General features: G+C 73.8%; 18 protein-coding genes and 1 pseudogene. 9 read left to right on the top strand and 10 right to left on the bottom strand.

What is annotated here, in order from left to right:
• Positions 1-245: 245 nt before the first annotated feature.
• The 3 genes and pseudogenes from B5D80_RS23675 (at position 246) to B5D80_RS23665 (ending at position 3,038) form a co-directional block, all read left to right on the top strand.
• Positions 246-1,883 carry an ABC-F family ATP-binding cassette domain-containing protein gene (locus B5D80_RS23675; RefSeq protein ID WP_088646125.1) on the top strand — a complete coding sequence of 546 codons (1,638 nt, stop codon included), beginning with the start codon at positions 246-248 and terminating at the stop codon, positions 1,881-1,883.
• Between the two features lie 38 nt (positions 1,884-1,921).
• Positions 1,922-2,167: pseudogene (locus B5D80_RS23670) on the top strand (hypothetical protein); the annotation flags it as partial.
• A gap of 145 nt (positions 2,168-2,312) precedes the next feature.
• Positions 2,313-3,038 (top strand): methyltransferase domain-containing protein, encoded by a 726-nt coding sequence (locus tag B5D80_RS23665; protein ID WP_088646123.1) that lies wholly within the window; start codon positions 2,313-2,315, stop codon positions 3,036-3,038.
• 25 nt (positions 3,039-3,063) lie between these two features.
• On the opposite strand, the gene B5D80_RS23660 is transcribed toward B5D80_RS23665, so the two are convergent.
• Complete coding sequence (locus tag B5D80_RS23660) at positions 3,064-4,062, bottom strand: LacI family DNA-binding transcriptional regulator (RefSeq protein ID WP_088646122.1); 999 nt, start codon at positions 4,060-4,062, stop codon at positions 3,064-3,066.
• A 139-nt stretch (positions 4,063-4,201) separates the two neighbouring features.
• Here B5D80_RS23660 and arfA point away from each other — a divergent pair, with 139 nt between their 5' ends.
• Positions 4,202-5,713, top strand: a complete 1,512-nt coding sequence (arfA, locus tag B5D80_RS23655) for an arabinosylfuranosidase ArfA (RefSeq protein ID WP_088646121.1) — start codon at positions 4,202-4,204, stop codon at positions 5,711-5,713.
• A gap of 67 nt (positions 5,714-5,780) precedes the next feature.
• Here arfA and B5D80_RS23650 read toward each other — a convergent pair whose 3' ends face one another.
• Complete coding sequence (locus B5D80_RS23650) at positions 5,781-7,283, bottom strand: amino acid permease (protein ID WP_245854935.1); 1,503 nt, start codon at positions 7,281-7,283, stop codon at positions 5,781-5,783.
• 479 nt (positions 7,284-7,762) lie between these two features.
• Here B5D80_RS23650 and B5D80_RS23645 point away from each other — a divergent pair, with 479 nt between their 5' ends.
• Both B5D80_RS23645 and B5D80_RS23640 read left to right on the top strand, forming a co-directional pair.
• Positions 7,763-9,460 (top strand): glycoside hydrolase family 10-like protein, encoded by a 1,698-nt coding sequence (locus B5D80_RS23645; RefSeq protein ID WP_483869378.1) that lies wholly within the window; start codon positions 7,763-7,765, stop codon positions 9,458-9,460.
• A 171-nt stretch (positions 9,461-9,631) separates the two neighbouring features.
• Positions 9,632-10,174: a phospholipase gene (locus tag B5D80_RS23640; RefSeq protein ID WP_088646132.1), complete on the top strand. Its 543-nt coding sequence runs from the start codon at positions 9,632-9,634 to the stop codon at positions 10,172-10,174.
• 61 nt (positions 10,175-10,235) lie between these two features.
• Here B5D80_RS23640 and B5D80_RS23635 read toward each other — a convergent pair whose 3' ends face one another.
• Complete coding sequence (locus B5D80_RS23635) at positions 10,236-13,064, bottom strand: ATP-binding protein (RefSeq protein WP_088646119.1); 2,829 nt, start codon at positions 13,062-13,064, stop codon at positions 10,236-10,238.
• Between the two features lie 174 nt (positions 13,065-13,238).
• Positions 13,239-13,463, bottom strand: a complete 225-nt coding sequence (locus B5D80_RS23630) for an FmdB family zinc ribbon protein (RefSeq protein ID WP_088646118.1) — start codon at positions 13,461-13,463, stop codon at positions 13,239-13,241.
• A 56-nt stretch (positions 13,464-13,519) separates the two neighbouring features.
• Between B5D80_RS23630 and B5D80_RS23625 the strand changes: the two genes are divergently transcribed.
• The 3 genes from B5D80_RS23625 to B5D80_RS23615 all read left to right on the top strand — a co-directional run bounded on the left by B5D80_RS23625 (position 13,520) and on the right by B5D80_RS23615 (position 19,410).
• Entirely contained in the window at positions 13,520-14,908 is a 1,389-nt protein-coding gene (locus tag B5D80_RS23625) for a lytic transglycosylase domain-containing protein (protein ID WP_425437246.1), read from the top strand.
• A 72-nt stretch (positions 14,909-14,980) separates the two neighbouring features.
• On the top strand, positions 14,981-15,997 hold the full coding sequence (locus B5D80_RS23620; RefSeq protein ID WP_088646116.1) for a GNAT family N-acetyltransferase: 1,017 nt from the start codon (positions 14,981-14,983) through the stop codon (positions 15,995-15,997).
• Positions 15,998-16,137: 140 nt separating this feature from the next.
• Positions 16,138-19,410 carry a lamin tail domain-containing protein gene (locus tag B5D80_RS23615; RefSeq protein WP_088646115.1) on the top strand — a complete coding sequence of 1,091 codons (3,273 nt, stop codon included), beginning with the start codon at positions 16,138-16,140 and terminating at the stop codon, positions 19,408-19,410.
• Positions 19,411-19,466: 56 nt separating this feature from the next.
• Here B5D80_RS23615 and B5D80_RS23610 read toward each other — a convergent pair whose 3' ends face one another.
• The 6 genes from B5D80_RS23610 to B5D80_RS23585 form a co-directional block, all read right to left on the bottom strand.
• The gene (locus B5D80_RS23610) at positions 19,467-20,084 is read right to left on the bottom strand and encodes a helix-turn-helix transcriptional regulator (protein WP_144081748.1); all 618 of its coding nucleotides are present in this window, start codon (positions 20,082-20,084) and stop codon (positions 19,467-19,469) included.
• Positions 20,085-20,626: 542 nt separating this feature from the next.
• Positions 20,627-21,610 carry a porphobilinogen synthase gene (gene hemB, locus B5D80_RS23605; RefSeq protein WP_088646114.1) on the bottom strand — a complete coding sequence of 328 codons (984 nt, stop codon included), beginning with the start codon at positions 21,608-21,610 and terminating at the stop codon, positions 20,627-20,629.
• 19 nt (positions 21,611-21,629) lie between these two features.
• Positions 21,630-23,210, bottom strand: a complete 1,581-nt coding sequence (locus B5D80_RS23600; RefSeq protein WP_088646113.1) for a bifunctional uroporphyrinogen-III C-methyltransferase/uroporphyrinogen-III synthase — start codon at positions 23,208-23,210, stop codon at positions 21,630-21,632.
• Positions 23,207-24,175 (bottom strand): hydroxymethylbilane synthase, encoded by a 969-nt coding sequence (gene hemC / locus B5D80_RS23595; protein ID WP_088646112.1) that lies wholly within the window; start codon positions 24,173-24,175, stop codon positions 23,207-23,209. Before hemC ends, B5D80_RS23600 begins: the two co-directional genes overlap by 4 nt.
• Complete coding sequence (locus B5D80_RS23590; RefSeq protein WP_088646111.1) at positions 24,172-25,563, bottom strand: glutamyl-tRNA reductase; 1,392 nt, start codon at positions 25,561-25,563, stop codon at positions 24,172-24,174. The genes hemC and B5D80_RS23590 overlap by 4 nt, the downstream gene beginning before the upstream one ends.
• Positions 25,560-26,330, bottom strand: coding sequence for a redox-sensing transcriptional repressor Rex (locus tag B5D80_RS23585; RefSeq protein ID WP_088646110.1), 771 nt, complete (start codon positions 26,328-26,330; stop codon positions 25,560-25,562). Before B5D80_RS23585 ends, B5D80_RS23590 begins: the two co-directional genes overlap by 4 nt.
• Positions 26,331-26,445 lie beyond the last annotated feature (115 nt).

Below are 26,445 nucleotides of genomic sequence, written 5' to 3'. Positions count from 1 at the left end.
CCTCCCGCCCCTCCCCCACCTTCCACCGACGAGAGCTGCCGGCCCGACCCACCGGCCGACCCGGGCGACCTGCCGGCGGTGGCGACGGGCGGCGGTGACCGGCAAAGGCGGCGGGGGCACAGGTTTGTGGAGAGTTCTTGTCGCCATGACCGCAAGAACTCTCCACGATCTGCGGCCGGGGCGGCAGCGGGCCGGGCCGCGCGGCGTCCCCGCCCCGGATCGGCGGGCGCTAGGCTCGGGGCCTCATGAGCGCCACGATGATCGCCAAGGGACTCGCCGCCGGGCACGGGGAGCGGATGCTCTTCAGTGACCTCGACCTGGTCGTCGCCCCCGACGACGTGGTGGGGCTGGTGGGGGTCAACGGGGCGGGCAAGTCGACACTGCTGCGCACGCTGGCCGGGGTGCAGCCGGTGGAGGAGGGCAGCGTCACGCTGAGCCCGCCGGGGGCCTCGGTGGGCTACCTGCCGCAGGAGACGGAACGCCGGGCGGGCGAAACCGTCCGCGACTTCCTGGCCCGCCGGACCGGGGTCACCGGCGCGCGGGCCGCCCTGGACGCGGCCACCGAAGCGCTCACCGCGGGCACGGCCGGTGCCGACGACGCGTACGCCGGGGCGTTGGAGCGGTGGCTCGACCTCGGCGGGGCGGACCTGGACGAACGCGCCGAGCAGGTCGCCGCCGAGTTGGGGCTCACCGTCGACCTGGACCACCCGATGACCGGCCTGTCCGGCGGCCAGGCGGCCCGCGCCGGGCTGGCCTCCCTGCTGCTCAGCCGGTACGACGTCTTCCTGCTCGACGAGCCCACCAACGACCTGGACCTGGCCGGCCTGGACCGGCTGGAACGGTTCGTCACCGGGCTGCGCGCCGGCACGGTGCTGGTCAGCCACGACCGGGAGTTCCTGACCCGGACGGTGACCCGGGTGCTCGAACTCGACCTGGCCCAGCAGCAGGTCCGGCACTACGGCGGCGGCTACGGCGCCTACCTGGAGGAGCGTGAGGTGGCCCGCCGGCACGCCCGCGCCGACTTCGAGGAGTACGCCGAAACCCGGGCCGCGTTGGAGGCCCGTGCCCGCACCCAGCGGGCCTGGATGGAGAAGGGCGTGAAGAACGCCCGCCGCAAGGCCACCGACAACGACAAGATCGGCCGGAAGTTCCGGACCGAGGCCACGGAGAAGCAGGCGGCCAAGGCGAAGCAGACCGAGCGCCTGATCGAACGCCTCGACGTGGTCGAGGAACCCCGCAAGGAGTGGGAGCTGCGGATGGAGATCGCCGCCGCGCCCCGGGCCGGCGCGGTGGTGGCCTCGCTGCGCGACGCGGTGGTCCGCCGGGGCGACTTCACCCTCGGGCCGGTGAACCTCCAGGTCGACTGGGCCGACCGGGTGGCGATCACCGGGGCGAACGGCTCCGGCAAGACCACCCTGCTCGGTGCCCTGCTGGGCCGGCTGCCGCTCGACGCCGGGCACGCCGCGCTCGGCCCGGGGGTGGTGGTCGGCGAGGTCGACCAGGCCCGGGGGCTGTTCCTCGGCGACCAGCCGCTGCTGGAGGCGTTCCGGGCCGCCGTACCGGAGAAGGCACCGGCGGACGTGCGGACGCTGCTGGCCAAGTTCGGCCTGCGCGCCGCGCACGTGCTGCGGCCGGCGGTGACCCTGTCGCCCGGCGAGCGGACCCGGGCGGCGCTGGCGCTGCTCCAGGGCAGGGGGGTCAACCTGCTGGTGCTGGACGAGCCGACCAACCACCTCGACCTGCCGGCCATCGAGCAGTTGGAGTCGGCGCTGGCCGGCTACCCGGGCACGCTGCTGCTGGTCACCCACGACCGGCGGATGCTGGAGGCGGTAAGCGTCGACCGGCGGCTGCGGGTCGCCGACGGGCGGATCGCCGAGGACTGATCGGCGTCACCCGCCGACCGCCGGGTGACAATGGGGTCATGCTCAGATGGGAGTACGCGCTGCTGGTCCGCCGTCGCCAGCCGACCGCCTCCGACCTCAGCTGGGAGGTCGTCTTCGTCTGGTACGGCCCGGACGGCTCGATGACCGACGTCACCGCCTACGGCGACACCGCGTTGGCGCACCTGAACCGGGCCGGTGACCAGGGCTGGGAACTCGTCGGGATGAGCGAGGACCCGTCCCTGGAGGGCCACAACGAGCTGCACCGCTACCACCTCAAGCGGCCGAAGGCGGCAGGTGCGCCCCGGCAGCGCATCCGGGCCGTCGGCCGGCCCACCCGACGAGCCGGCGGCTGACCCGGCCGGAGCCGGCGCACCGGGATCGGGTGGTGTGCCGGGCCGGGAAGCGGGTAACGGCCGGCGGGAGGTGGCCATGGTCGCGTTGGCGCAGGCACCGCCCTCGGCCGAACGGCTGCGGGCGCTCGACGGGTTCCTCGAAGCGGCCTGGGCCGAGCAGGCCCACCACGACGAGCGGTTACGCGGACTCGGCGTCGAGGTGCGGTTCGACCGGGGGGTCGCCCACCTGAGCGGGGAGGTGCCCGGACCGGAGCAGTTGCGGCTGGTCCGCGAGCTGGTCGGCCGGCTGGCCGGGGTGTACGGCGTGTGGGGGCGGGTGCGGGTCGCCGGTCGGGACCCGGTGGTGGTGGACCTGGGCTGCGGCGGTCAGAAGCAGTACCCGACGAACCTGGGGCTGGACATCTTCCCGGCCCCCGGGGTGGACGCGGTGGCGGACCTGTCCGGGTCGCTGCCGCTGGCCGACCACTCCGTCGACGTGATCTTCACGGTGCACATCCTGGAGCACCTGATCGACTTCCTGCCGCTGGTGGACGAGTGCCACCGGGTGCTCCGGCCGGGTGGCGTGCTGCACGTGATGAGCCCCTGGTGGGGACATGTGAACGCGGTGGCCGACCCGACCCACGTCCGGCTGCTGGACGTACAGACGATCAAGGGGGTGTGCGGTCAGCGCCCGCCGGGGACCCCGCGCTGGTTTCCGCTGCACGCCGGCTGCGACGGTGCGTCGATCTTCGCCGACCTGACCCCGCTGCCCGCCGACGCGCCACAGGTGTCCCCGGCCCACCTGGCCCGCTTCTTCGACTGACCCGGGGACGCCTGACCCGGCCGGGTCAGGTGGTGCTCTCCCGGAAGGCCAGCCGGTGCGGGGCGGTGACCTCCCGGGCGGGCGCGTCCCGCTCGCCGGCCAGCCGCCCGGCGAGCAGGTCGACGGCGAGCCGGGCGATCCGTTCCTTGTCCGGGCTGACCGTGGTCAGGGTGGGGACGCTGAACCGGCCGTCCTCGATGTCGTCGAAGCCGGCGACGGCGACGTCGGCGGGAACCCGCAGTCCGGCCTCGTGCAGGGCGCGCAGCGCGCCGAGGGCGAGGGTGTCGCTGAAGCAGAAGACCGCGTCCGGGCGGGCACCGGAGGCGAGCAGGTGACGCAGGGCGGCGGCCCCGTCGGCGCGGTGCCAGGCCGGCGTGGCGGCGACGAGGCGTTCGTCGTACCCGATGCCGGCGTCGGCCAGGGCGGCGGTGTAGCCGGCCAGCCGCAGGCGGGCGCCGGCACCCTCGGGGGTGTGTTGCGCGCCGACGGCGGCGACCCGGCGGCGGCCGGTACCGATCAGGTGGGCGGTCATCTCCCGGGCGGCGGTCACGTTGTCGATCATCACGTGGTCGGCCCGGCCGTGGTCCGTCCGCTCGCCGAGCAGCACCATCGGCAGTTCCAGCCCGACGAGGTCGTCGGCGGACAGCGACAGCGGGCTGAAGATCAGCCCGTCGATCATGTGGTCGCCGATGCCGGCGGCGGCTACCTTCTCCCGTTCCCGGCCGCCGCCGGTCTGGTCGATGAGCACCGTCCAGCCGTGGTCGGCGGCGGCGGCCACCACGTGCCGCGCCAGCTCGGCGAAGTACGGCACGTCCAGCTCCGGCACGGCGAGGGCGATCACGCCGGTACGCCCCTTGCGCAGGTTGCGGGCCGAGAGGTTGGGTCGGTAGCGGAGTTCGGCGATGGCCGCCTCGACCCGGGCCCGGGTGTCCGGGCGGACGTGCTGGTAGCCGTTGACCACGTTCGACACGGTCTTGACCGACACCCCGGCCCGCTCGGCGACGTCCTTGAGGCGGTGGCGCACGTCCCCGCTCCCTCCCGCGTCCGCCGGCCGACGGTGGCGCGCGACAGATCCTTTACAACGTTGGCGACAACGGTATACAAACGCGGGGCGGCGCATCGACCGTAGTCGCTCCGAGCAGCTCAGGGGAAGAGGTGGGTCCGTGCGTGCAGCGCGGTTGACGATCGACCCGGCCTTCACGATCGGCCCGGCGGACCGCCGGCTCTTCGGTTCCTTCGTCGAACACCTGGGCCGCTGCGTGTACGGCGGCATCCACGAACCGGGACACCCCGGGGCCGACCCGCTCGGCCTGCGCCGCGACGTGCTGGAGCTGACCCGGGAACTGGGCGTCTCCGTGGTCCGCTACCCCGGCGGCAACTTCGTCTCCGGCTACCGCTGGGAGGACGGCGTCGGCCCGGTCGACGACCGCCCCCGCCGGCTGGACCTGGCCTGGAAGACCATCGAGACCAACGCGTTCGGCCTGGACGAGTTCATGACCTGGGCCACCGCCGCGCAGGTCGAGCCGATGATGGCGGTCAACCTCGGTACCCGGGGCGTGCAGGAGGCGTGCGACCTGCTGGAGTACGCCAACCATCCGGGCGGCACCCGGCTGTCCGACCTGCGCCGCGCACACGGCGCGAAGGAGCCGTACGGGGTGCGGCTGTGGTGCCTCGGCAACGAACTGGACGGCCCCTGGCAGGTCGGCCACAAGACCGCGCAGGAGTACGGCCGGCTCGCCGCCGAGACCGCACGGGCGATGAAACTGATCGACCCCTCGATCAGCCTGGTCGCCTGCGGCAGTTCCGGCCGGGGCATGCCCACCTTCGCCTCCTGGGAGGCGACCGTGCTGGAACACACCTACGAGCAGGTCGACTACGTCTCGGCGCACACCTACTACGACCCGACCGACGGCGACCGGGCCAGCCTGCTCGCCTCGGCCGTCGACATGGACCAGTTCATCAGCGAGGTCGTCGCCACCGCCGACCACGTGGCCGCCCGGCTGCGGCAGACCCGCAAGCTGAAGATCTCCTTCGACGAGTGGAACGTCTGGTACCAGTCCCGCGTCCAGGCCGACCTGGACCGGCGCGGCTGGGTCGAGGCGCCGGAACTGCTCGAAGACGACTACACGGCCGTCGACGCGGTGGTCGTCGGCGACCTGCTGATCACCCTGCTCCGGCACGCCGACCGGGTCGGCGTGGCCTGCCAGGCGCAACTGGTCAACGTGATCGCGCCGATCCGTACCCGCACCGGCGGGCCGGCCTGGCGGCAGAGCATCTTCCACCCGTTCGCCCTGACCGCCCGGTACGCCACGGGCACCGTGCTGCGCACCGAGCCGGTCTCGCCGCACTACGCCACGAAGCGGTACGGCGACGTGCCGGTGCTGGACACCGTCGCGCTGCACGACGAGGAGTCCGGCGCGCTGACCGTGTTCGCGGTCAACCGGGGCACCGAGGACCTCCCCCTGGATCTCGACCTGCGGGGCCTGTCGGGGCTGCACCCGGTGCAGCACCTCGCCCTCGTCGCCGGGGACGACCCGGACGCGGTCAACACCGAGGCCGAGCCGGACCGGGTGACCCCCCGGGAGCTGCCCACCGGCACCGTCGACGGCGACCGCTGCGCCGTACGCCTGCCGGGGATCTCCTGGAACCTGCTGCGCTTCGCGCCGCGCCCCTGACCCCGCCGGGTCCGGCGACGGCGGGGCGGGTGCCGGCCGGTGGTCCCGGCCGGCACCCGGCGGACGGTCAGGCGGAGGCGGGTTCCTCGACGCGTTCCTCGGCCTCCCGGACGGCGAGGCGGTTGCGCCGGTAGCCGTAGCAGAAGTAGATGACGATGCCGAGTGCCATCCAGACCAGGAACCTGATCCAGGTCTCGACCGACAGGTTGAGCGTCAGGTAGAGGCAGGCCAGCGCGGTGAAGATCGGCAGCACCGGGGAGAACGGGACCCGGAACGGCCGCTCCAGGTCGGGGCGCCTGCGGCGCAGGATCGGCACCGCGATCGAGACGATCATGAAGGCGCAGAGCGCACCGATGCTGACCAGGTCGGCCAGGGCGGACAGCGGCAGGAACCCGGCGAGCAGCGCCACCGCGACCGTCATCACCGCCGAGATCCGGTACGGCGTCCCCCAGCGCGGGTGGATCTTCGCCACGGCGGGCGGGAGCAGGCCGTCCCGGGAGATGGCGAAGCCGATCCGGCCCATGGCCACCAGGTCGACCAGGATCACGCTGGTCAGGCCGGCGACGGCGGCAATGGAGACGAGCACCCCGGCCCAGCCGGCACCGACCGCGTTGAAGGCCGCAGCGATCGGGGCACCCCGGTCGATCTCGGCGTACGGCACCATGCCGACCACGACCAGCGAGACGGCGATGTAGAGCGTGGTGGAGATCAGCAGGGTGCCGAACAGACCCAGGGTCAGGTCCCGCTTGGGCCGCCGGGTCTCCTCACCCAGGTTCGCCACCGCCTCGAAGCCGGTGTACGCGAAGAAGACCACGGCGGCGGCGGTGAGCACCCCGACGAAACCGAAGACGGAGGGTTCCAACCCGAACAGCGCCTGGGTGACCGGCTGCTTGATCCCGTCGTCGCCGGCGCCGGCCGGCTCGGCCGGTGGGATGAACGGGGTGAGGTTGGCCGCCTTGACGAAGAACAACCCGGCGACCACGACGAAGACGCAGATGCCGACCTTCACCAGGACCAGCAGGTTGGTGATCCGGGCCGACTCGCGGATACCGACGATGGCGACGACGCCGAGCAGCAGCACGATGCCGATCGCCCCGAGGTTGACCACGCTGCCCTCCTCGGCGAACCAGGTGCTCGGCAGGCCGAACAGTTCGGCGAGGTAACCGGACCAGCCCCGGGCCACCACCGCCGCGCCGAGCGCGAACTCCAGCAGCAGGTCCCACCCGATGATCCACGCGACGATCTCGCCCATCGTCGCGTAGGCGTAGGTGTAGGCGCTGCCTGCGGTCGGCACGCTGGACGCCAGTTCGGCGTAGCAGAGGGCGGCGAGCAGGGCGACCGCCCCGGCGATGGCGAACGAGATCACCACACCCGGGCCGGCGCTGTCGCGCGCCTCGATGCCGGTGAGGGTGAAGATGCCGGTGCCGATCACGATGCCGATGCCGAAGCCGGTGAGGTCGCGGGCCCCGAGTCGTCGTTTCAGACCGGGGGTGCCGTCACTGCCGTCGGCGTTGCCCTGGGCAACCACGTCCCTGATCGGTTTGGTTCGCAGCACGGACACTGCGCTCACCCCTCCCACCACCGCGACCGCCCTGCTGACGGCCGGTGCCGGGCGTTGCTACCCACCCCAAGCCCGCCCCAATCACCCCACCGCATCCACGCCCAGTCCCTCGATAACCACTTTCGGTCACCGTCCACCCGTTTCCCATCCCGCCCACCCCTTGCACCACCACCCCCGAGTATGAAAATTTCCTCCCATCCCCCAACCCACCCCGCCACTTCCCGCCACCCCTTTCCCCCACCCACTCCCCCGCACGCCCCTCCCCCGCCCGCCCCCGGTGATCAAGAGGTTTACGTCAATCCCGGCGCGTCGGCTGACGCAAACCTCTTGATCGACTGACGCAAAGCTCTTGATCACCGGGGCGGGGCGACACGGGGCGGGATGCCGGAGGGGAAGGGGCGAGGGGCGGAGGGGCCGGACGGAGGGGGCGGGGAGGACGGCAGCGGGAGGCGGGTGGGTGGGGGCGGGACCGGAGAAGGGAGAGTGTGGTGCGCAGGCTCGGGATCGGTGTGGTCGGGTTGGTGCTGGTGGTGGTCGGCGGGCTCGGGGTGACCGGGTCGGCGGCGGCAGCCACCGGCGCGGGGACCGGGGCGGCGGTGGCCACCGGCGGGGGCGGTGCCGCGACGGGCGGGCCGGGTGACGCCTGCGTGGTCGATCCGGCGGTGCCGAAGCGGCAGTTCCGGGCCATGTGGATCTCGTCGGTGGTGAACATCGACTGGCCGAGCGCGGGCTCCCGTACCGCCCCCGACCGGATCGCCGCCCAGCAGGCGGAGTACCGGGGCTGGCTCGACCTGGCGCAGCGGCTGCACCACAACGCGGTGGTGGTGCAGGTCCGCCCGACCGCCGACGCGTTCTGGCCGTCGCCGTACGAGCCGTGGTCGGAGTACCTGACCGGGGTACGGGGGCAGGACCCGGGCTGGGACCCGCTGGCCTTCCTGGTCGCCGAGTCACACCTGCGGAACCTGGAGTTCCACGCCTGGTTCAACCCGTACCGGATCTCGATGCCGGCACCCGGGGGCGCGGGCGCCGACCTGGGGCAGCTCGCCCCGGACCATCCGGCCCGGCAGCACCCGGAGTGGACCTTCGCCTACCCGCCGGCCGGCGTCGCCGGCAGCCGGCTCTACTACGACCCCGGCGTCCCGCAGGTCCGCGAGTTCGTCCAGACCGCGATACTCGACGCGGTCCGCCGGTACGACCTCGACGGCGTGCACTTCGACGACTACTTCTACCCCTACCCGAGCGGCACCTACCAGGTGCCCGACGACGCCACGTTCGCCGCGTACCACCGGGGGTTCACCGACCGGGCAGCCTGGCGGCGGGACAACATCGACCTGCTCATCCAGGAGATGGGCGGGCGGATCAAGGCGGTCAAGCCGTGGGTGCGGTTCGGGGTGAGCCCGTTCGGCATCTGGCGCAACGCCAGCGCCGACCCTAATGGCTCGGACACCACCGGCAGCCAGTCGTACGACATCATCTCGGCCGACACCCGCAGGTGGGTCAAGCAGGAGTGGATCGACTACGTCGTGCCGCAGCTCTACTGGTACATCGGCCAGTACCCGGCCGCCGACTACGCCCGACTGGTGCCCTGGTGGGCGCAGACGGTACGCGGCACCCGGGTGCAGCTCTACATCGGCCAGGCGGACTACAAGAGCGGTGACCCGGCCTACGGCACGTACTGGATGAACCCGCAGGAGCTGTCGGACCACCTGACGCTGAACCGGGCGTACCCGGAGGTGCTCGGCAACGTGCACTTCTCGGCCGTGCAGGTACGGGCCGACCGGCTGGGCGCGACGAGCCGCTACGCCGCCGCGCACTACTCCCGCCCGGCGCTGGTGCCGACCATGGCGCACCTGCCGGCGAAGCCGCTGCTGCGCCCGGTGCTCACCCGCGCCGAGCGCACCGCCGACGGGGTGCGGCTGCGCTGGCGGCAGCCGGCGGGCGGGAAGGGCCCGCTCGCTGACGCCACCTCGTACGCGGTCTACCGGTTCGACGGGTCCGGCCCGGTCGACGGGTGCGGCCGGGCCGACGCCGCGCACCTGCTCGGCACGGTCCGGGCCACCCCGGGGCAGCAGCAGTCCTGGGTGGACGGCACCGCCGAGCCCGGTCGGGCGTACACCTACCAGGTGACCGCGCTGGACCGGTCGTGGAACGAGAGCGCCGCCTCGCCGGCCCGGGTGGTGCGCTGATCGCCCACGGACGCCCGGGTGCCCGCGCGCCCGGGGCATTCGTCTGTTTCGACGTATGTCACCAATACGTCGCCTCCGCCACGCCCCGGCGACGGGAAGTAGATCGAGACTGATCGAACTCCGGTGACCAACCGGCGACCCCACCGCACCGCCCACCCCGCGGAGGAAAACTTGTCCCGTCGTCTCGCCACCGCCCTCGCCGCCGGCACGTTCGCCCTGCTCAGCGTGCTCGGCGTCGGCTCACCCGCGTCCGCCGCGGTGAGCACCTCGCAGAAGCTCAGCGTGCTGAGCAGCTGGACCCAGACCAGCGCGAGCAGCTACAACGCCTGGAACGCCGGCCGCCTCAACCAGGCCGCCTGGGCCGCCTACGGCTTCGACTGGTCCACCGACTACTGCTCGTCGAGCCCGGACAACCCGCTCGGCTTCACCTTCAACCTCGCCTGCTACCGACACGACTTCGGCTACCGCAACCACAAGGCGATGGGGATCTTCTCGGCCAACAAGGCCCGCCTGGACAGCGCCTTCTACGAAGACCTGAAGCGGGTCTGCGCCACCTACAACTCCGTCGTCCGGCCGGCCTGCACCAGCCTGGCCTGGACGTACTACCAGGCGGTCAGCATCTTCGGTTCGGTCGCCGCCGTCTCGCAGGCCGACCTCGACCGGGCCGCCCGGATGAAGGCCGACGCCGAGCGGGCCGCCGCCCGGCGCGGCTGACCGTCGCCCGCACCGGTACCCGACCGTCGTGCCGTCCGGCGACCCCGGACGGCACGGCGGGTCAGGCCCACTCCTCCCGGCGGTCCGCCTCGCGGCGGGGGACCGGCCGGGGCGTCACCACGCCGGTCGCCCGGAACCGGATCGAGTCGGCCGCCAGGTCCGGGTGCTCCACCGCGAACGCCAACGCCGCCGCCTCCTCCAGGCCCAGCTCACCGCCCTCGCCGTACGCGGCGTCGAAGGCCGCGTCGCCGAGGATGCGCCGCAGCTCGGCCTGCTGCTGGAGCCAGTACGTGCCGTAGATGCCCGGGGTGCCGCGCAGCCGGGCCCGGGTGGCCTGGGCCGCACCGAACAGCCGGGCCGCCGTCAACGGCTCCCCGCCCAACGCGCAGCGCACCGCCACCGCGTTCACCGTGTCGCAGGCCCGACCGTGGTAGCCGTGCCCCATCCGGGCCCGCAACGCCACCAGCAGGTGCTCGTGCGCGGCCACCAGGTCACGCCGGGCCAGCGCCACCATGCCCAGCAGCATGTCCACCGAGCGGCACCCGCGCTCCACCGGGCGGGCCGCCTCCACCGGCCGGGCCCGCCCCAGCAGCTCCGCCGCCTCGACCAGCGCGCCCCGCCGCCACAGCAGCTCGGCCAGGTGGTAGACGGCGAGCAACGCGTCCCCACCGACCTCCTGCTCGTTGGCCCAGTCGATGACCTCCCGGCAGACCCGCTCCGCCTCGGTGAACTGCCCCATGTCGACGAGCGGCACGGCCCGCCCGGCGAGCACCCGGGCCAGCAGCCCCGCGTCGCCGGCCTGCCGGGCCGCCGCCTCCGCGCGCTGCGAGAACCGCAGCTCCTCGGCGAACTCGCCGTCCGCGCCGGCGTGCAGCGAATGCAGGTGGTACGCCGCCGCCAGCTCCGCCTCGGGGATCGCCTCGCCGGTCTCGGCGATCCGCCCGTACAGCCGGAACAGCCACAGCCGGGCCTCCCGGGACAGCCCGCGCTCCCGCCACCACTGGTCCAGCCCACCGGCCAGCCGCAGCCCGGCCCGCGCACTGCCCCCGGTGGCCGACCAGCGCAGCGCCGAACGCAGCTCACCGGCGAGCGGGTCCACCGCGTACAGCGACAGGGTGACCGGTCGGCCGTCCGCCCCCAGGTGGGCCCGGTGCAGCGCGTGCTGCGCCCAGGCCACGTGCCGGTCCCGGGCGGCCTGCTCCTCGCCGGTCTCGACCAGCCGGCGCGCCGCGTACGCCCGGATCGGGTCGAGCATCCGGTAGGTGCTGCCCGAGGCGTGCGGTTCGGCCAGCACCATCGACTTGTCCACCAGCACCGACAGCGGATCGAGCGGGTCGTCACCGATCAGCCACTCCACCGTCGCCAGGTCCACCGGCCCGGTGAAGACCGCCAACCAGTGCAGCAGCCGGGACGCACGGGGCCCCAACGTCCGGTACGACCAGGTGACCGTGGCCTGCATGGTGAGGTGCCGCTCGGTCGCCGACCGCTGCACCGCCCGGTGCGCGGCGCTCGGCGGCGTCTGGCCCGAGGCGGCGGCGACCAGGTCGACGGTGTCCTGCTGGTTGCCCGCCCAGCCCCGCTCGGGGGGCCGCTCGGGTACGCCCCGGCCGGCGTCGAGGGTGCCCAGCATGTCGTCCAGCCGGGCCGCCAACTGGCCGGCGGAGAGCACCCGCAACCGGGCCGCGGCCAGCTCGATCGCCAGCGGCAACCCGTCCAGCCGCTGCACCACCCGGCGCAGGTCGGCGGCCTCCGTCCACTCCGGCGGCCGGCCGCCCCGGGCCGCCGCCGTACGGTCCAGCAGCAGCGCCACCGCGTCGCTCTCGGTACGCCCCGGCTGCGGGTCGACCGCCAGCGGCGGAATCCGCCACACCACCTCGCCGGGCAGGCCGAACGCCTCCCGGCTGGTGGCCAGCACCCGCAGCCCGCTGCCCCCGGCGAGCAGCCGGGAGATCACCTCGGCGCAGGCCGCCGGCTGGGCGTCACAGGTGTCGAGCACCACCAGCATCCGCCGGACGGCCGCGTACTCGACCAGGGTGTCCAGGATCGGGCGGCCCGGTTCCGGCCGGGCCCCGAGCACGGCGGCGATCGCGAACGCCACCAGCCCCGGGTCGGTGACCGTGGCGATGTCGACGAACCACACCCCGTCCGGGTACGCCTCCACCTGGCCGCCCGCCACCTCGACGGCGAGCCGGGTCTTGCCGGCCCCACCCGCGCCGACCACCGTGACCAGCCGCTGCCGGCGGATCAGCAGATCCAGCTCCACCCGCTCGGTGTCCCGGCCGACGAACGAGGTGACCTGGGTGGGCAGGTTGTGCGCCAGCGCCTCGGCCGTGTTCGGGCGGGGGAACTGCCGCTCCAGCCCCGGCGCGACGAGCTGGAACAGCCGTTCCCGGTCGTCGAAGCCGCGCAGCCGGTGCAGGCCCAGGTCGATCAGGGTGGCCCCGGCGGGCAGCGGGTCGGCCAGCCGTGCGGTCGACGCCGAGCAGAGCACCTGCCCGCCGTGCGCGGCGGCGGCCACCCGGGCGGCCCGGTGCACCTCGGGACTGGCGTACTCACCGTCGCGGGGCTCGGCGAAACCGGTGTGCAGTCCCATCCGCACCCTCGGCGCGGCCTCCGGGTTGGGCCAGTCGTGGGTGGACAGCGCCCGCTGCGCCGTCAGGCAGGCGGTCAGCGCCGCCGACGCGTCCGGGAAGGCGAGGAAGAACGAGTCCCCCTCGGTCAGCAGCTCCGCGCCGTCGGTCTCGGCCAGGGTGTCGCGCAGCAGCCGGCGGTGCTCCCAGAGCACCGGGCGGTAGTCGGACCCGAGCAGTTGGGCCAGCCGGGTGGAACCTTCGATGTCGGTGAAGACGAAGGTCACCCAACCGCTCGGGAGGTGCATCCGTGGCGACATGCGTGGACCTCCACCCCTGACGTCGGGTTCATGCTGCCCTATGGTCGACCGGTCACGCATCGTAAGAACGGTCGGGCGATATCGGACCCAAGGGGTCACTGATCTCGGCGCACCGGTGCGTCGGACCGTTACATCGGGCCGCTTGCGGCGCGGCCGGCAGCCGACCCGGTCAGGTCAACAGCCGCAGCCGCCGCCGCAGCAACCACCACCCGCGGGACCCGCCGGGGCGCCACCGGCGGCGGAGCCGCCCCCACGGCCGGTGACCGCCACGGTGGACAGCAGCTTGACCGTGTCGGCGTGACCCTGCGGGCAGTCGGCCGGCGCACCGGCCTCGGCCATCGGTCGGTTGACCTCGAAGGTATCGCCGCAGGCGCGGCAGCGGAACTCGTACCGGGGCATGGGCCCACCCTACGGCCGGACCTGACTCCCTGGCCGACATGGGTGATACTCAAACGGTGGTGAGCGGCGAAGATTCGACGGAACGGCCCCTGCGCGCAGCGACCCCACCCGAGGATGTGCCTCCCGCCCCGCGTCGCGGCTGGCTCCCCCGCCCCCGCCGGCCCCGCCACGACGCCCTCACCCCGCCGGCCGTCCCGGCCGGGCCCACCACCCAGGCCGACGGGGCCGGGAGGACCGGAAACCCCGCCGAGGCCGACCCGGTCGTGCCCGCCGCGAAGGCCGACGCGACCGGGAAGGCCGGGACTTCCGCGAAGACCGCCGCCGGACAGGACGCCGAACCCGCCGCGAAGACCGACGGGGCCGCGAAGGCCGACGGCGGCGAGACCTCCGAGCCGGCCACGAAGACCGAGGCCGGGGAGAAGACCGAGCCGGCCGCGAAGACCGACGGGACCGGGAAGGACGGCACGGGCGACAGTGCCGCGTCCGGGGCGAAGATCGGTCGGCGGCGACGGGTGCCGTTCGCGCACGCCGTCCGGCTGCCGCCGCCCCGGCAGGCGGTGGGGGCCGCGACCCGGGCCACCCGGGCCTGGTCGCGCCGCCCCAGCGGCCGGTTGACCCTCCCCGGCCTGTTCCTGTTCGCGCTGGTCGCGGCGACCGCCGCGGTCGGCGCGGTGGTGGTGCCGAGCGCGGTCCGGGCTCCCCGGCCGGTCGCCGTGGACGACAGCGCCTCCGCCGGCCCCGAGGTCCCGTCGGCCGGGGCGACCACCGGGGTGCCGGTGTTCCCGGGTGCCACCACCCCGACCCTGCCGCTGGGCAGCCTCCCGTCGGCCGGGGCCGTGCCGAGTGGGCCGGCCGTGCCGCCCGCCGCCGGCCGGCCCGCCGACGCGCTTGGCGACTGGGCCCGGGTCGTCGGCACCAAGGTGGGCGTCTCCCCGATCGCCATGCAGGCGTACGGCTACGCCGAGCTGGTGCTCGCCCAGACGAACCGGAGCTGCCAGCTGAGCTGGACCACGCTCGCCGCGATCGGCTACGTGGAGTCCCGGCACGGGCAGGCCAACGGCGCGACCCTCGGGCCGGACGGCCGGGCCGTACCGGAGATCATCGGTGATCCGCTCGACGGCAAGGGCGGGCGGTCCCTGATCCGGGACACCGACGGGGGGCTGTTCGACCGGGACACCGTCTACGACCGGGCGATCGGGCCGATGCAGTTCATCCCGACCACCTGGCAGCAGGTCGGTGCGGACGCCGACAACGACGGCCGCAAGGACCCGCACGACCTGGACGACGCGGCCCTCGCCGCCGGGAACTACCTGTGCCAGGGCGGCCGGAACATGACCATCCCCGGCGACTGGTGGGGCGCCATCCTCTCCTACAACGACGTACGCCGCTACGCGCAGGACGTCTTCGACAAGGCCCAGGAGTACGGGCGCGCAAGCCGTACGTGAGGTGATCGTTCGCATACATTGGCGGACCGGACACTTCCCCCGAAGAGTCATTGACGGCAAGCTAGACGCGTGATGGTGCGCGAATGGGACCCCCGAACCGCGTCGTCCGCCGAGATCGGCTCCGTGCTGGACACGCTGAACGCGGTTCTCGCGGCCGACCTCCCGCAGGACCCGCCGTGGCGGGAGGATTCGCTGCGGGAGTACCTCTCCGAGGTGATGCCCGGCGAACGACGCATCTCCTGGGTGGCCCACGCCGATCCGCCGCCCGGTGGGGGTCCCGCACCGATCCTCGGGCACGTGCACGTGCTGCTGCTCGGTGACATCGGCGTGCTGGAGGTGCTGGTGCACCCGGCGGTACGCCGCAGCGGGCTGGGCCGGGAACTGGTGCTGACCGCCGCGCGCCGGGTCTACCAGGAGGGCTTCCGGTCGATCGGCGTCGAGGTGGTCGGCGACACCCCGGCGATCGGTTTCTACTCGTCGCTGGGCTTCACCCGGGAGTATGTCGAGACCCGCAGCGTGCTCGACCTCGGCACGGTCGACTGGACGGCGCTGACCGAGATGGCCGTCGCCGTCGACCCGGGCTACCACCTGGAGTTCTACCCGGGCGGGCCGTCCGACGACCTGATCGAGGCGTACGCGCGGGCGAAGGCCGAGGTCCGCGACGTCGAGGACGGCGAACTGCGCCCCAGCTCGTACGATCCGCAACGGCTGCGGGACAGCCTCGACACGCTGCACCGGCGGGGCATGAAGCCGTACATCGTGCTCGCCCTGCACGAGCGCACCGGCGCGGTGGCCGGCCTGACCGAGGTGGTGGTGCCGGTCCAGCACCCCACCCGTGCCGACCAGTACGACACGATCGTGGTGCGTGACCACCAAGGCTACGGCATCGACCGGGCGATCAAGGCGCGGATGCTGCTGGAACTGCGGTCCGCCGAGCCGGAGCTGACCGAGGTGCAGACCTGGAACGCCCAGGCCAACGAGGCGATGCTCAAGGTCAACGCCGAGCTGGGCTACCAGCCCGACCGGGACTGGTGCGAGTACAGCGTGGACGTCGCCGAGCTCGTACACCGGCTCGACACCCACCGCTGAGCAGGGCGTCCGGCGGCATCCGGGCGGGGGCGTCGGGCGGCACTGTCGCGAATTCACCACATCGCCCCCCGGGGGATGGACGGCGGACAGCGACGCACCTTAACGTGCGTTGGTTCCCGTCCACCCATCGTGGAGGCCCCATGCGCCTGCGCCGCAGATTCGCCGCGCTCGCCACCGTCGCCGTCGTCGCCGTACCGGTGCTCGGCGTCGCTCCCACCGCGGCCACCGCCGCGCCCACCGACCTGTTCATCTCCGAGTACGTCGAAGGCTCGTCCAACAACAAGGCGATCGAGCTGTACAACGGCACCGGCGCACCGGTCGACCTGACCGCCGGCGGCTACCAGCTCCAGCTCTATTTCAACGGGTCCACCACGGCCACCACGATCGCCCTCACCGGCACCGTCGCCGCCGGGGACGTCTTCGTCTTCGCCGCCGCGTCGGCCGGCCCGGCGATCCTCGCCCAGGCCGACCAGACCACCGGCGCCAGCCTGTTCAACGGCGACGACGCGATCGTGCTGCGCCGGGGTGCCGTCGTGCTCGACGCGATCGGGCAGGTGGGTGTCGACCCGGGCACCGAGTGGGGCAGCGGGCTGACCAGCACCGCCGACAACACGCTGCGTCGGCTGCCGTCGGTGTCCAGCGGGGACACCGACCCGTCCGACGCGTTCGACCCGGCCGTCCAGTGGGCCGGCTACGCCACCGACACCTTCGACGGGTTGGGCGCGCACACCCTCGACGGCGGCGGCCCGGTCGACCAGCCGGCCGTGCTGACCTGCGGCGGAACGTTGACCATCGAGGCCGGCGCGACAGGCACCCGGCAGGTCACCGGCACCGACCCGGACGACACGATCGTCGATCTGGCGGTCACCGCGGTCGCCCCGGCCCCGGCGGGCGGATCGATCAGCCGTACCGCGTTCACCCCGGCGACCGCGCCGGGTGGCACGGCGACCGCGACGGTCACCGCCACCGGCCTGCCCGCCGGCACGTACACGGTCACCGTGACCGCGACGGACGCCGACGGCGGCACCGCCACCTGCCCGCTCACCGTGCAGGCCAACGGGGTGCTGTCGGTGGGCCAGGTGCAGGGCCCGACCCGCGACGACGAGAACCCGCGCACCGACCGGTCGCCGCTCGCCCCGCCCACCGGCACCGGCACCAGCCCGCTGCTGTACGACGTGCGGGGCGTGATCACCCAGAAGTCGCTGACCCGCACCTCGGCCGGTGCCGACCAGTACGGCTTCTACCTGCAGAGCCGCACCGGCACCGAGGACGGCGACCCGCTCAGCTCGGACGGCATCTTCGTCTTCATGGGCGCGTTCACCACGCTGATCGGTGGTTACGCGCCGACCGTCGGCGACGAGGTGGTGCTGCGCGGCCGGGTGTCGGAGTACTTCGACCAGACCCAGCTCTCCAGCGCCTCGCTGGTCCGCCGGCTCGACACCGGGCTCGACGTGAACACCGCCGTGACCGTGGACGACGCGGTCCCGCCGGCCGACGCGGCGGCGGCCGACCGGTTCTGGGAGCGGCACGAGGGTGCCCGGCTGCGGGTCCGCAGCGGGTCCGGCGTCACCGGCCCCCGGGACGTGTTCGGCTCCACCGCCGACTCCGAGGTGTGGGTGGTGGACCGGGAGGACCCGCTGCTGAAGCGGACCGACCCGTACGCCCGCCGGGTCTTCCGGGACGCCCACCCGCTGGACGACGTGCCGGGGCAGGTGTTCGACAACGGCAACGGGCAGCGCATCCTGCTCGGCGGTGGCGGCGTGAAGGCCACCGCCGGTGACTCGACGGCGCTGCTCCCGCCGGCGCGTACCTTCGACACCCTCACCGCCGACGCGTTCGGCGCGGTGTCGTACGGCTTCAGCAAGTTCAGCGTGCAGCCGGAGTCGCTGGCCCTGACCGCCGGGGCGGACCCGGCGGCGAACAACCCGCCGCGCCCGGCGGACCGGGCCCGGGAGGTCGCGGTGGCGACCTACAACGTGGAGAACCTGTACGACTTCCGCGACGACCCGTTCGACGGCTGCGACTTCACCGGCAACGCGGGCTGCCCGGGGGTGTCCCCGCCGTTCGACTACGTGCCGGCGAGCGAGGCCGACTACCGGGAGCACCTGTCGGAGCTGGCCGCGCAGATCCGCACCGACCTGCACGCCCCGGATCTGATCCTGGTGCAGGAGGCCGAGGACCAGGACATCTGCTCGGTCTCCGGCGGCAGCCTGGTCTGCGGCACCACCGACAACGCCGACGGCGCGCCGGACACCCTCCAGGACCTGGCGCTGGCGATCCGGGCCGCCGGTGGTCCCGCCTACACTGCGGCGTACGACCGCACCGGCGCGGACGCCCGGGGCATCACCTCGGCGTTCCTCTACCGCACCGACCGGTTGTCGCTGGCCGGGGCGAGCGCCACCGACCCGCTGCTGGGTTCCGCGCCCACCGTGCAGTACCGGTCGGCGGGGCTGGCGTCCAACGCGGACGTGCAGAACCCGAAGGCGCTCAACGCGGTGCTGCCGGCCGACACCGACACCTCGACCGGCAAGGACGGCAACAACGTCTTCACCCGGGCACCGCAGCTCGGCAAGTTCGTGGTGAAGGCGACGCCCGGCGGGTCGGAGTCCTACCTGCTGTACGCGCTGAGCAACCACTACTCGTCGGGGCCGGACAGCCGGGTCGGGCAGCGCACCGAGCAGGCCGCGTACGGTGCGGCGATCGTCACCGCGATCGAGGCGGCCGACCCGGACGCCCGGGTGGTGTACGGCGGGGACCTGAACGTGTTCCCCCGCCCGGACGACCCGATCGCGACCGGGGCGAACCCGACCCCGTCGGACCAGCTCGGGCCGCTCTACCGGGCCGGCCTGCGCAACCTCTGGGACGACCTGGTGGCCGACGTGCCGTCGGCGGCGTACTCGTACAGCTTCCAGGGGTCGGCGCAGACGTTGGACAACCTGTTCGTCAACGACGCGCTGCACGCCGACCTGGTGCAGATCCGGGCCGCGCACGTCAACGCGGACTGGCCGGCGGAGTTCACCGGGGACGGCACCCGGGGGGCCAGCGACCACGACCCGCAGGTGGCCCGGTTCCGCAGCCAGCCGTCGCTGCGGGTGGCCGACGCGTCCGTGGTGGAGGGCGACCGGGGCACCAGCACGATGACGTTCCAGGTCACCGTGTCCCGTCCGCTGTCCCAGCCGACCACGCTCTGCGCCGCCACGGTGGGGCTCACCGCGACGGTCGTGCTGGACTTCGAGCCGTACGTCGGCTGCCGGACCCTGCCCGCCGGGCAGACCTCGCTGGCGTTCCCGGTGACCGTGCGTGGTGACCGCAAGCGGGAGGCGGACGAGAAGATCGCGTTCGCGGTGGCCGGTCCGCTGAACCTGCGGTACGCCGACCTGCTGGCGACCGGCACCATCACCGACGACGACTGAGCGTCGCGCACCTCCGACGGCCCGTCGGTCCGGCTTCCCGCCGGACCGGCGGGCCGTCACCATTGCGGGCGCACCACCCGGGGCGGCGGTGGCACGTTGCGGTACTTCGCCACCCGCACCTCCCACTGGCTCCGGCGACGCATCGCGTCCCGGACGGCCCGGTTGCGGTAGAACGTCTCCGGTGGCCTGGCGAGCCCGTAGACGTCCGCCCACCACTCACCCGGTTCCGGGTCGAGGATGGTGTCCAGGTGTGACGGGTAGCGGCGGCCGGCACCGTCGCGGATGTCGTCGCGGTCCCGCATCGGGGTGAGCACCCGACCGAACTCGTCGACCACGGCCAGCCGGAAACCGGCCGCCGCGATGATCCGGCGCAGCAGGGCGATGCTCGGGGTGAGCGCACCCGCCTCGATCCGCCCCACCGTGCCGTGGTGCACCCCCGCCCAGCGCGCCAGTTCCCGTTGACTCGCGTCGGCCCGCCGCCGCACCGCCCGCACGATGCCGGCCGCCGGCCAGGGCAGGTCATAGGGCGTGCTGAGGAAGGTCGGCGGCTCCTCCCCTTCCCCGTCCGGCGTCGGAGGGGAGGTGGCAGCCGGGCGGGTGTCCGGGGCGATGGGAGCCGCGGGGACCGGAGTGGGGTGGGTGCCAGGTCGGTGCGGCGGCGCGGGGTCGGTCATGTCGCCACCGTCGCGCCCGGCCGAACCCCGTCGCAACCCCGCCGTCATCACCTGTGGACAACGCCCAGGCCTGTGGAAAACTCACTTCCTTTTGCGACCCGGCATCGATTACACAGGGTCACTTCACCGACCCGACCCGTCAATTACCGTGAGTCATGTCACCTCGGGCGGGGATCCACATCACCAAGATCCGCGAAAACAGCCTGAACAGCGGAAACGCCCAACCTATCTCCACCCAGCCCCACTCCCCCTCGCACGCTTTGCTCTGCTGCCGAATCGGCGACAGGCACCCACGGTAAGCGTCGCATAGAGGGCAGCAGAGCAAAGCGTGCGAACCAGGGTGGTGGAGGGGGAGCCGAAAAGTGCGGAGAGTAACCAGATCGGTTGACTGCCGAGCGGGCGGTCGACGCCGGTGAGGGACCAGCCACGCCGGCAGCAGGCACCCACCGACGACGGCGGGGCCGGGGAGCCAGGTGCAGGGGCGTGGGCGAGGAGCCACGGCCACGGGCGTGGGCCACGGCGTCCGCAGCCCGCCCCCGCGATCAGTAGCGCTGGCGCAGCAACTCGGCGGCCTCGACCGCCCAGTAGGTGAGGATGATCTGCGCGCCGGCCCGCCGGATCGAGGTGAGCGTCTCCAGCATCACCCGTTCACGGTCGATCCAGCCGTTCGCGGCGGCCGCCTCGACCATCGCGTACTCGCCGGAGACCTGGTAGGCGGCGACCGGGACGTCCACGGCGGCCCGGACCGCCGCCACCACGTCGAGGTAGGGCAGGGCCGGCTTCACCATCACCAGGTCGGCGCCCTCGGCCACGTCCAGCGCGACCTCACGCAGCGACTCCCGCAGGTTAGCCGGGTCCTGCTGGTAGGTGCGCCGGTCGCCGTCGAGCGCCGACTCGACCGCGTCGCGGAACGGGCCGTAGAAGGCGGAGGCGTACTTCGCCGCGTACGCCAGCACCGCCACGTCGGCGTGGCCGGCGGCGTCGAGGGCCCGGCGGACCACGCCCACCTGGCCGTCCATCATCCCGGACGGGCCGACCATGCCGACCCCGGCGTCCGCCTGCGCCACCGCCATCTCGGCGTACGCGGCCAGGGTCGCGTCGTTGTCCACCCCGCCGTCGGAGGTGAGCAGCCCGCAGTGCCCGTGCGAGGTGAACTCGTCGAGACACAGGTCACTCATCACCACGGTGGCGTCGCCGACCTCGGCCACCACGTCGCGGATGGCGACGTTGAGGATGCCGGCCGGGTCGGTGCCGCCGGAGCCGGTCGGGTCCCGCCGCTCGGGCACCCCGAACAGCATGATCCCGCCGACCCCGGCCTGGACCGCCTCCACGGCCGCCTTGCGCAGCGAGTCCCGGGAGTGCTGGAGCACCCCCGGGAGCGACGCGATGGCCCGTGGCTCGGTCAGCCCCTCCTTGACGAACATCGGCACGACCAGCTCGGCCGGGTCGACGCGGGTCTCGGAGACCAGCCGCCGCACGGCCGCGTTACGACGCAGCCGGCGGGGCCGGATCTCGGGGTACGACATGAGGGGCCTCCCGGTACGGCTAGCGGAACCTGAGCGCGGTCGGCCCCTGCACCTTCGAACCCCGACGCTGCTTCGCCGGCATGGCGGCGAGCTTCTCGCGCAGTTCGACGGCGTAGGCGGCGAGCGCCTCGACCAGGTCGGGCACCGAGGCGTGCGGCGGCTGCACGTCGACCCGCAGGCCGAACTCCGTCGCGGTCTCCGCCGTCTTGGGCCCGATGACGGCAACCACGGTACGCGCGTGCGGCTTCCCGGCGATACCGACGAGGTTACGCACCGTCGAGGAGGACGTGAAGAGCACCGCGTCGAACCCGCCCGACTTGATCGCGTCACGGATCTCGGCGGGCGGCGGGGCGGCCCGGACCGTCCGGTACGCGGTCACGTCGTCGACCTCCCAGCCGCGCTCGGTGAGCCCGGCGGCGAGCGTCTCGGTGGCGATGTCGGCGCGGGGCAGCAGCACCCGGCCGACCGGGTCGAGGATCTCGTCGTGCGGGGAGAACTCGGCCAGCAGCCCCTCGGAGGACTGCTCCCCGGCGGGCACCAGCTCCGGCTGGATGCCGAAGGCGCGTACCGCGTCGGCGGTGGCCTCACCGATACAGGCGATCTTGACGCCGCCGAAGTGCCGGGCGTCCAGACCGTGCTCGGCGAACTTCTCCCAGACCGCCCGGACCGCGTTCACCGAGGTGAAGATCACCCAGGCGTACCGGCCGTCGACCAGCCCCTTGACCGCCCGCTCCATCTGGGCCGGGGTACGCGGCGGCTCGACCGCGATGGTCGGCACCTCGCACGGGATCGCCCCGTACGCGCGCAGCCGGGCACTCATCGCCCCGGCCTGCTCCTTGGTCCGGGGGACGAGCACCTTCCAGCCGTACAGCGGGCGGTTCTCCCACCAGCTCAGCTTGTCCCGCTGGCCGACGCCCTCGCCGACGGTGAGCACCACCCGGCCGGTGAAGCCGAGCGCCGCCGCGACGAACGAGTCGACGCTCGACGTGGTGGTGTACTGCGTCTCGCCGGTGCCGTCGCCGGTCACCCCGACCCCGGTGCCGCCGTCCACCCCGGCGGCCAGCAGGCCGTCCCGCACGGCGGCGAGGTCACCGGCGTCGACCGCCAGCGCCAGAGACCCCCGGGCGACGGCGGCGGCGAGCGCGTCGAAGTCCAGCGTGCCGACGTCCTCGACGTCGGCGGCGGTGCGTACCCCGGGCAGCGGCACCCCGGCGTAGGTGGCGACGCCCTCGGCCTGGCCGACGCCCGGCACCACCTCGAAGTGCGCGGCGGTGCGCGCGACCGCCTGCACCTCCTTGACCACGGAGTCGTGGCCGAACGGGTCACCGGCGACCAGGTGCACCGCGTTGAGCCCGGAGCGGGCCGCGCTGATCAGCAGCTTCGCCACGTCGCCCGGCACGCCCTCGGCGGGGCTGAACTGGGCGTCTGACCGGGCCTGGGCCCGGACCACGTCGAGCAGCGTCTCGGGGACTCCCCGGTCGTACACCACCTGGTCGGCGTCGACCAGGGCATCGTGGGCCCGGCGGGTCAGCAGGCCCGGGTCACCGGGTCCGGCGCCGACGAACGCGATGCGGCCGACGGGCTTACGGGTGCGGGTCATTCTGTGCTCCCAAATTGCTGGGTCCCCGGGCCGGTGCTTCCTTCGTGGCCGAGGATCGAGTCGGCGCCGAGTTCGAGGAGTTCGGCGGCGAGTGCCTTGCCGATCTCCGCCGCGTCGGCGGGCGTTCCGGTGCGGGACAGCCGGATGTCTCGCGAACCGTCCGGGCTGATCACCGCCCCGCGCAGGTAGATCTCATCACCGGCGTCGCCTTCGGCGAGTTCGGCGTAGGCGGCGACCGGGGCGGAGCACCCGGCCTCCAGGGTGGCCAGCAACGCGCGTTCCGCGACGACCGCGGCCCGCGACGGTGCGTGGTCGAGCACGGCGAGCAGCTCGACCAGGTCGGAGTCGTCGGCCCGGCACTCCACGGCCAGCGCGCCCTGGGCGGGCGCGGGCAGCATCAGCATCGGGTCGAGCGTTTCGGTGATCACGTCGGTGCGGCCGAGCCGGGCCAGCCCGGCCCGTGCCACGACGACGGCGTCGAGGTCGGCGTCCGGGCCGAGCACCCGGGCGAGCCGGCTGTCGACGTTGCCCCGGATCGGGGTGACCTCCAGGTGCAGGCCGAGGGCGTGCAACTGGGCGATGCGGCGCAGCGCGCCGGTGCCGACCACGGCCCCCGGCGGCAGCTCGGCGAGGGTACGCCCACCGGTGGCGACCAGCGCGTCGCGCGGGTCCTGCCGGGGTGGCACGGCCGCGACGTGCAGCCCGCTCGCCCCGGCGGTGGGCAGGTCCTTGTAGGAGTGCACGGCCAGGTCGATGGTGCCGGCGGTCAACGCGTCGCGCAGCGCCGAGACGAAGACGCCGACGCCGAGGCGCTGCACCGGCGCGGACGACCGGTCCCCGGCGGTGACCACCTCGACCAGCTCGACGGGGCGGCCGGTCGCCGCGGTGATCGCCTCGGCGACGTGGCCGGACTGGGCCATCGCCAGGGCGCTGCCCCGGGTGCCGAGGCGCAGGGGGGTACTCATCGCTCACCTCCGGTGGGCGGCTGGTCGGTGTCGGTCGCCGGCACGTCGGCGACCCCGAACGAACCACGGCCGTCGACGGTGTCGACCACGTCGGGCACCGCGTCGACCCCGGAGGTCTGCGGCACCTCCAGGTCGAACAGTTCGCGCAGCAGCGCGGCGTACTGGTCACCGCCCGGTTCGGCGGCGAGCTGGCGGACCTTGACGGTGGGCTGGTGCAGCAGCCGTTGCACCACCCGGTGCACCGTGCGGGCCACCTCGGCACGCTGGTCGTCGCTGAAGTCGGGGCGACGCTGGGCGAGCCGGCGCAGTTCGGCGGTGACCACGTCGTCGGCGCGTCCGCGCAGGGCGGCCACGGTGGGCGCGACGTCGGCTCCGCGCAGCCAGCTCAGGAACGCCTCGACCTCGGCGGTCACGATCCGGCCCACCTCGGCGGCGTCGGCGGCGGCCGGGCCGTCGGCGAGCAGGGCGGCCATCCGGTCGATGTCGATCACCTCGACGCCGGGCAGCCCGGCCACCTCGGGTGCCACGTCGCGGGGCACGGCGAGGTCGAGCAGGACCAGGGGCCCCCGGTCGGGGTCGCGGCGGTCGAGCGCCCGGGTCACCACGTCGACGGTGAGGACCGGTTCGGTGGCCGCGGTGGCGGCCACTACGATGTCCACTGTGGAGAGCGCGGGGACGAGTCCGGCGATCGGGACGGCGTTCGCCCCGTACGACTCGGCCAGCCGGACGGCCCGGTCGGCCCCCCGGTTGGTGACGGTGAGCGGCCCGGCGGCCCGGCGGGACAGCGTCGCCACGCTCAGCGCGCCCATCGCGCCCGCCCCGACCACCAGGGCCGGCCGGCCGGCGAGGTCACCGTCGAGCAGTTCGGCGGTGAGGTCCAGGGCGGCGGTGACGACGCTCTGGCCGGCCCGGTCGATGTTGGTCTCGGCGTGGGCCCGCTTGCCGACCCGCAGCGCCTGCTGCATCAGCTCGTGCAGCAGCCGCCCGGCGGTGTCCGCGCCGGAGGCCCAGTGGTAGGCGTCGCGGAGCTGGCCGAGGATCTGCGCCTCGCCGACGACCATGGAGTCCAGCCCGGCGGCGACCCGGAACACGTGGTCGACGGCGGCCGAGTCGTAGTGCACGTAGAGGTGGCTGGCGAAGGCGGCGGGTGGCGCGCCGGCCTGCTCGGCGAGGACGGCGCACACGTCGCCGAGACCGCCGTGGAAACCGGACACGGCGGCATACACCTCCACCCGGTTGCAGGTGGAGACGAGCACCGCCTCGGCGACGTACGGCTGGGCGACCAGGCGGTCCAGGGTGCGGGTGAGGTCGGCGGGGGCGACCGCCAACTGCTCCAGCGTGGCCACGGGAGCGGTGCGGTAGGACGCGCCGACGACGAGCAGCTTCACGTGCCGATCGCCTCCTGGGTGTCGGGGGTCGCGAGCCCGCCGGGCAGGGCGGTGAGGGCGGAGCCGCCGGCGGCGGGCAGCGCGGTCAACGACGCCTTGCGGTGCTCGTGGAAGGACAGGATCTGGAGCTCGATGGCGAGATCGACCTTGCGCACGTCGACCCCGTCCGGCACCGAGAGTACGCACGGCGCGAAGTTGAGGATGCTCGTGACGCCGACGGCGACCAACTGTTCGGCCACCGCCTGGGCGGCCGGCGCGGGAGTGGCGATCACGCCGATCGAGATCGCCTCCTCGGCGGCGACCCGGGGCAGCTCGTCGATGTGCCGGACGACCAACCCGTTGATCATCTCGCCGACCCGGGACGCGTCGGCGTCGAACAGGGCCGCGATCCGGAAACCCCGGCTGGCGAAGCCGTCGTAGCCGGCCAGGGCGTGACCGAGGTTACCCACCCCGACCAGGGCGACCGCCCGGCGCTGGGTGAGCCCGAGCACGAACTCGATCTGGTCGATCAGCAGGGCGACGTCGTAGCCGACCCCCCGGGTGCCGTACGAGCCGAGGTGGGAGAGGTCCTTGCGGAGCTTGGCCGAGTTGACCCCGGCGGCCCCGGCCAGCCCCTCGCTGGAGACCGTCTCGTGGCCGGCGTCGGCGAGGTTGTGCAGGGCGCGGAGATACTCGGGGAGCCGCGCGACGGTCGCCTCCGGGAGGTCCGGGAGCGCCGGTACGGCACCGGCGCGGCCGGGCGCGCCAGGGTGACGGTGCTGACTCATGAGACTCCGTGCGGTGCGATCCTCGGCCGGCTCCGGTGCCCGCCCGTTGGGGGACCCCCGCCGGTGGCCGGGCGAGCCGGCCGTGCTAGCAGGGCGCGTCGAAACTACAGAGTAG

The sequence above is a fragment of the Micromonospora wenchangensis genome (genome assembly GCF_002210435.1).
Taxonomy (GTDB): domain Bacteria; phylum Actinomycetota; class Actinomycetes; order Mycobacteriales; family Micromonosporaceae; genus Micromonospora; species Micromonospora wenchangensis.
Note: the sequence above shows the minus strand (reverse complement) of the source record. Positions and strands in the feature narration are given on the sequence as shown.

Bases quoted from the DNA above. Each gene is read 5' to 3' on its own strand.
- B5D80_RS23675 (WP_088646125.1), top strand. From the start codon at position 246: ATGAGCGCCACGATGATCGCCAAGGGACTCGCCGCCGGGCACGGGGAG.
- B5D80_RS23665 (WP_088646123.1), top strand. From the start codon at position 2,313: ATGGTCGCGTTGGCGCAGGCACCGCCCTCGGCCGAACGGCTGCGGGCG.
- B5D80_RS23635 (WP_088646119.1), bottom strand. From the start codon at position 13,064: ATGTCGCCACGGATGCACCTCCCGAGCGGTTGGGTGACCTTCGTCTTC.
- B5D80_RS23630 (WP_088646118.1), bottom strand. From the start codon at position 13,463: ATGCCCCGGTACGAGTTCCGCTGCCGCGCCTGCGGCGATACCTTCGAG.
- B5D80_RS23620 (WP_088646116.1), top strand. From the start codon at position 14,981: ATGGTGCGCGAATGGGACCCCCGAACCGCGTCGTCCGCCGAGATCGGC.
- B5D80_RS23615 (WP_088646115.1), top strand. From the start codon at position 16,138: ATGCGCCTGCGCCGCAGATTCGCCGCGCTCGCCACCGTCGCCGTCGTC.
- B5D80_RS23610 (WP_144081748.1), bottom strand. From the start codon at position 20,084: ATGACCGACCCCGCGCCGCCGCACCGACCTGGCACCCACCCCACTCCG.
- hemB (WP_088646114.1), bottom strand. From the start codon at position 21,610: ATGTCGTACCCCGAGATCCGGCCCCGCCGGCTGCGTCGTAACGCGGCC.
- B5D80_RS23600 (WP_088646113.1), bottom strand. From the start codon at position 23,210: ATGACCCGCACCCGTAAGCCCGTCGGCCGCATCGCGTTCGTCGGCGCC.
- hemC (WP_088646112.1), bottom strand. From the start codon at position 24,175: ATGAGTACCCCCCTGCGCCTCGGCACCCGGGGCAGCGCCCTGGCGATG.
- B5D80_RS23585 (WP_088646110.1), bottom strand. From the start codon at position 26,330: ATGAGTCAGCACCGTCACCCTGGCGCGCCCGGCCGCGCCGGTGCCGTA.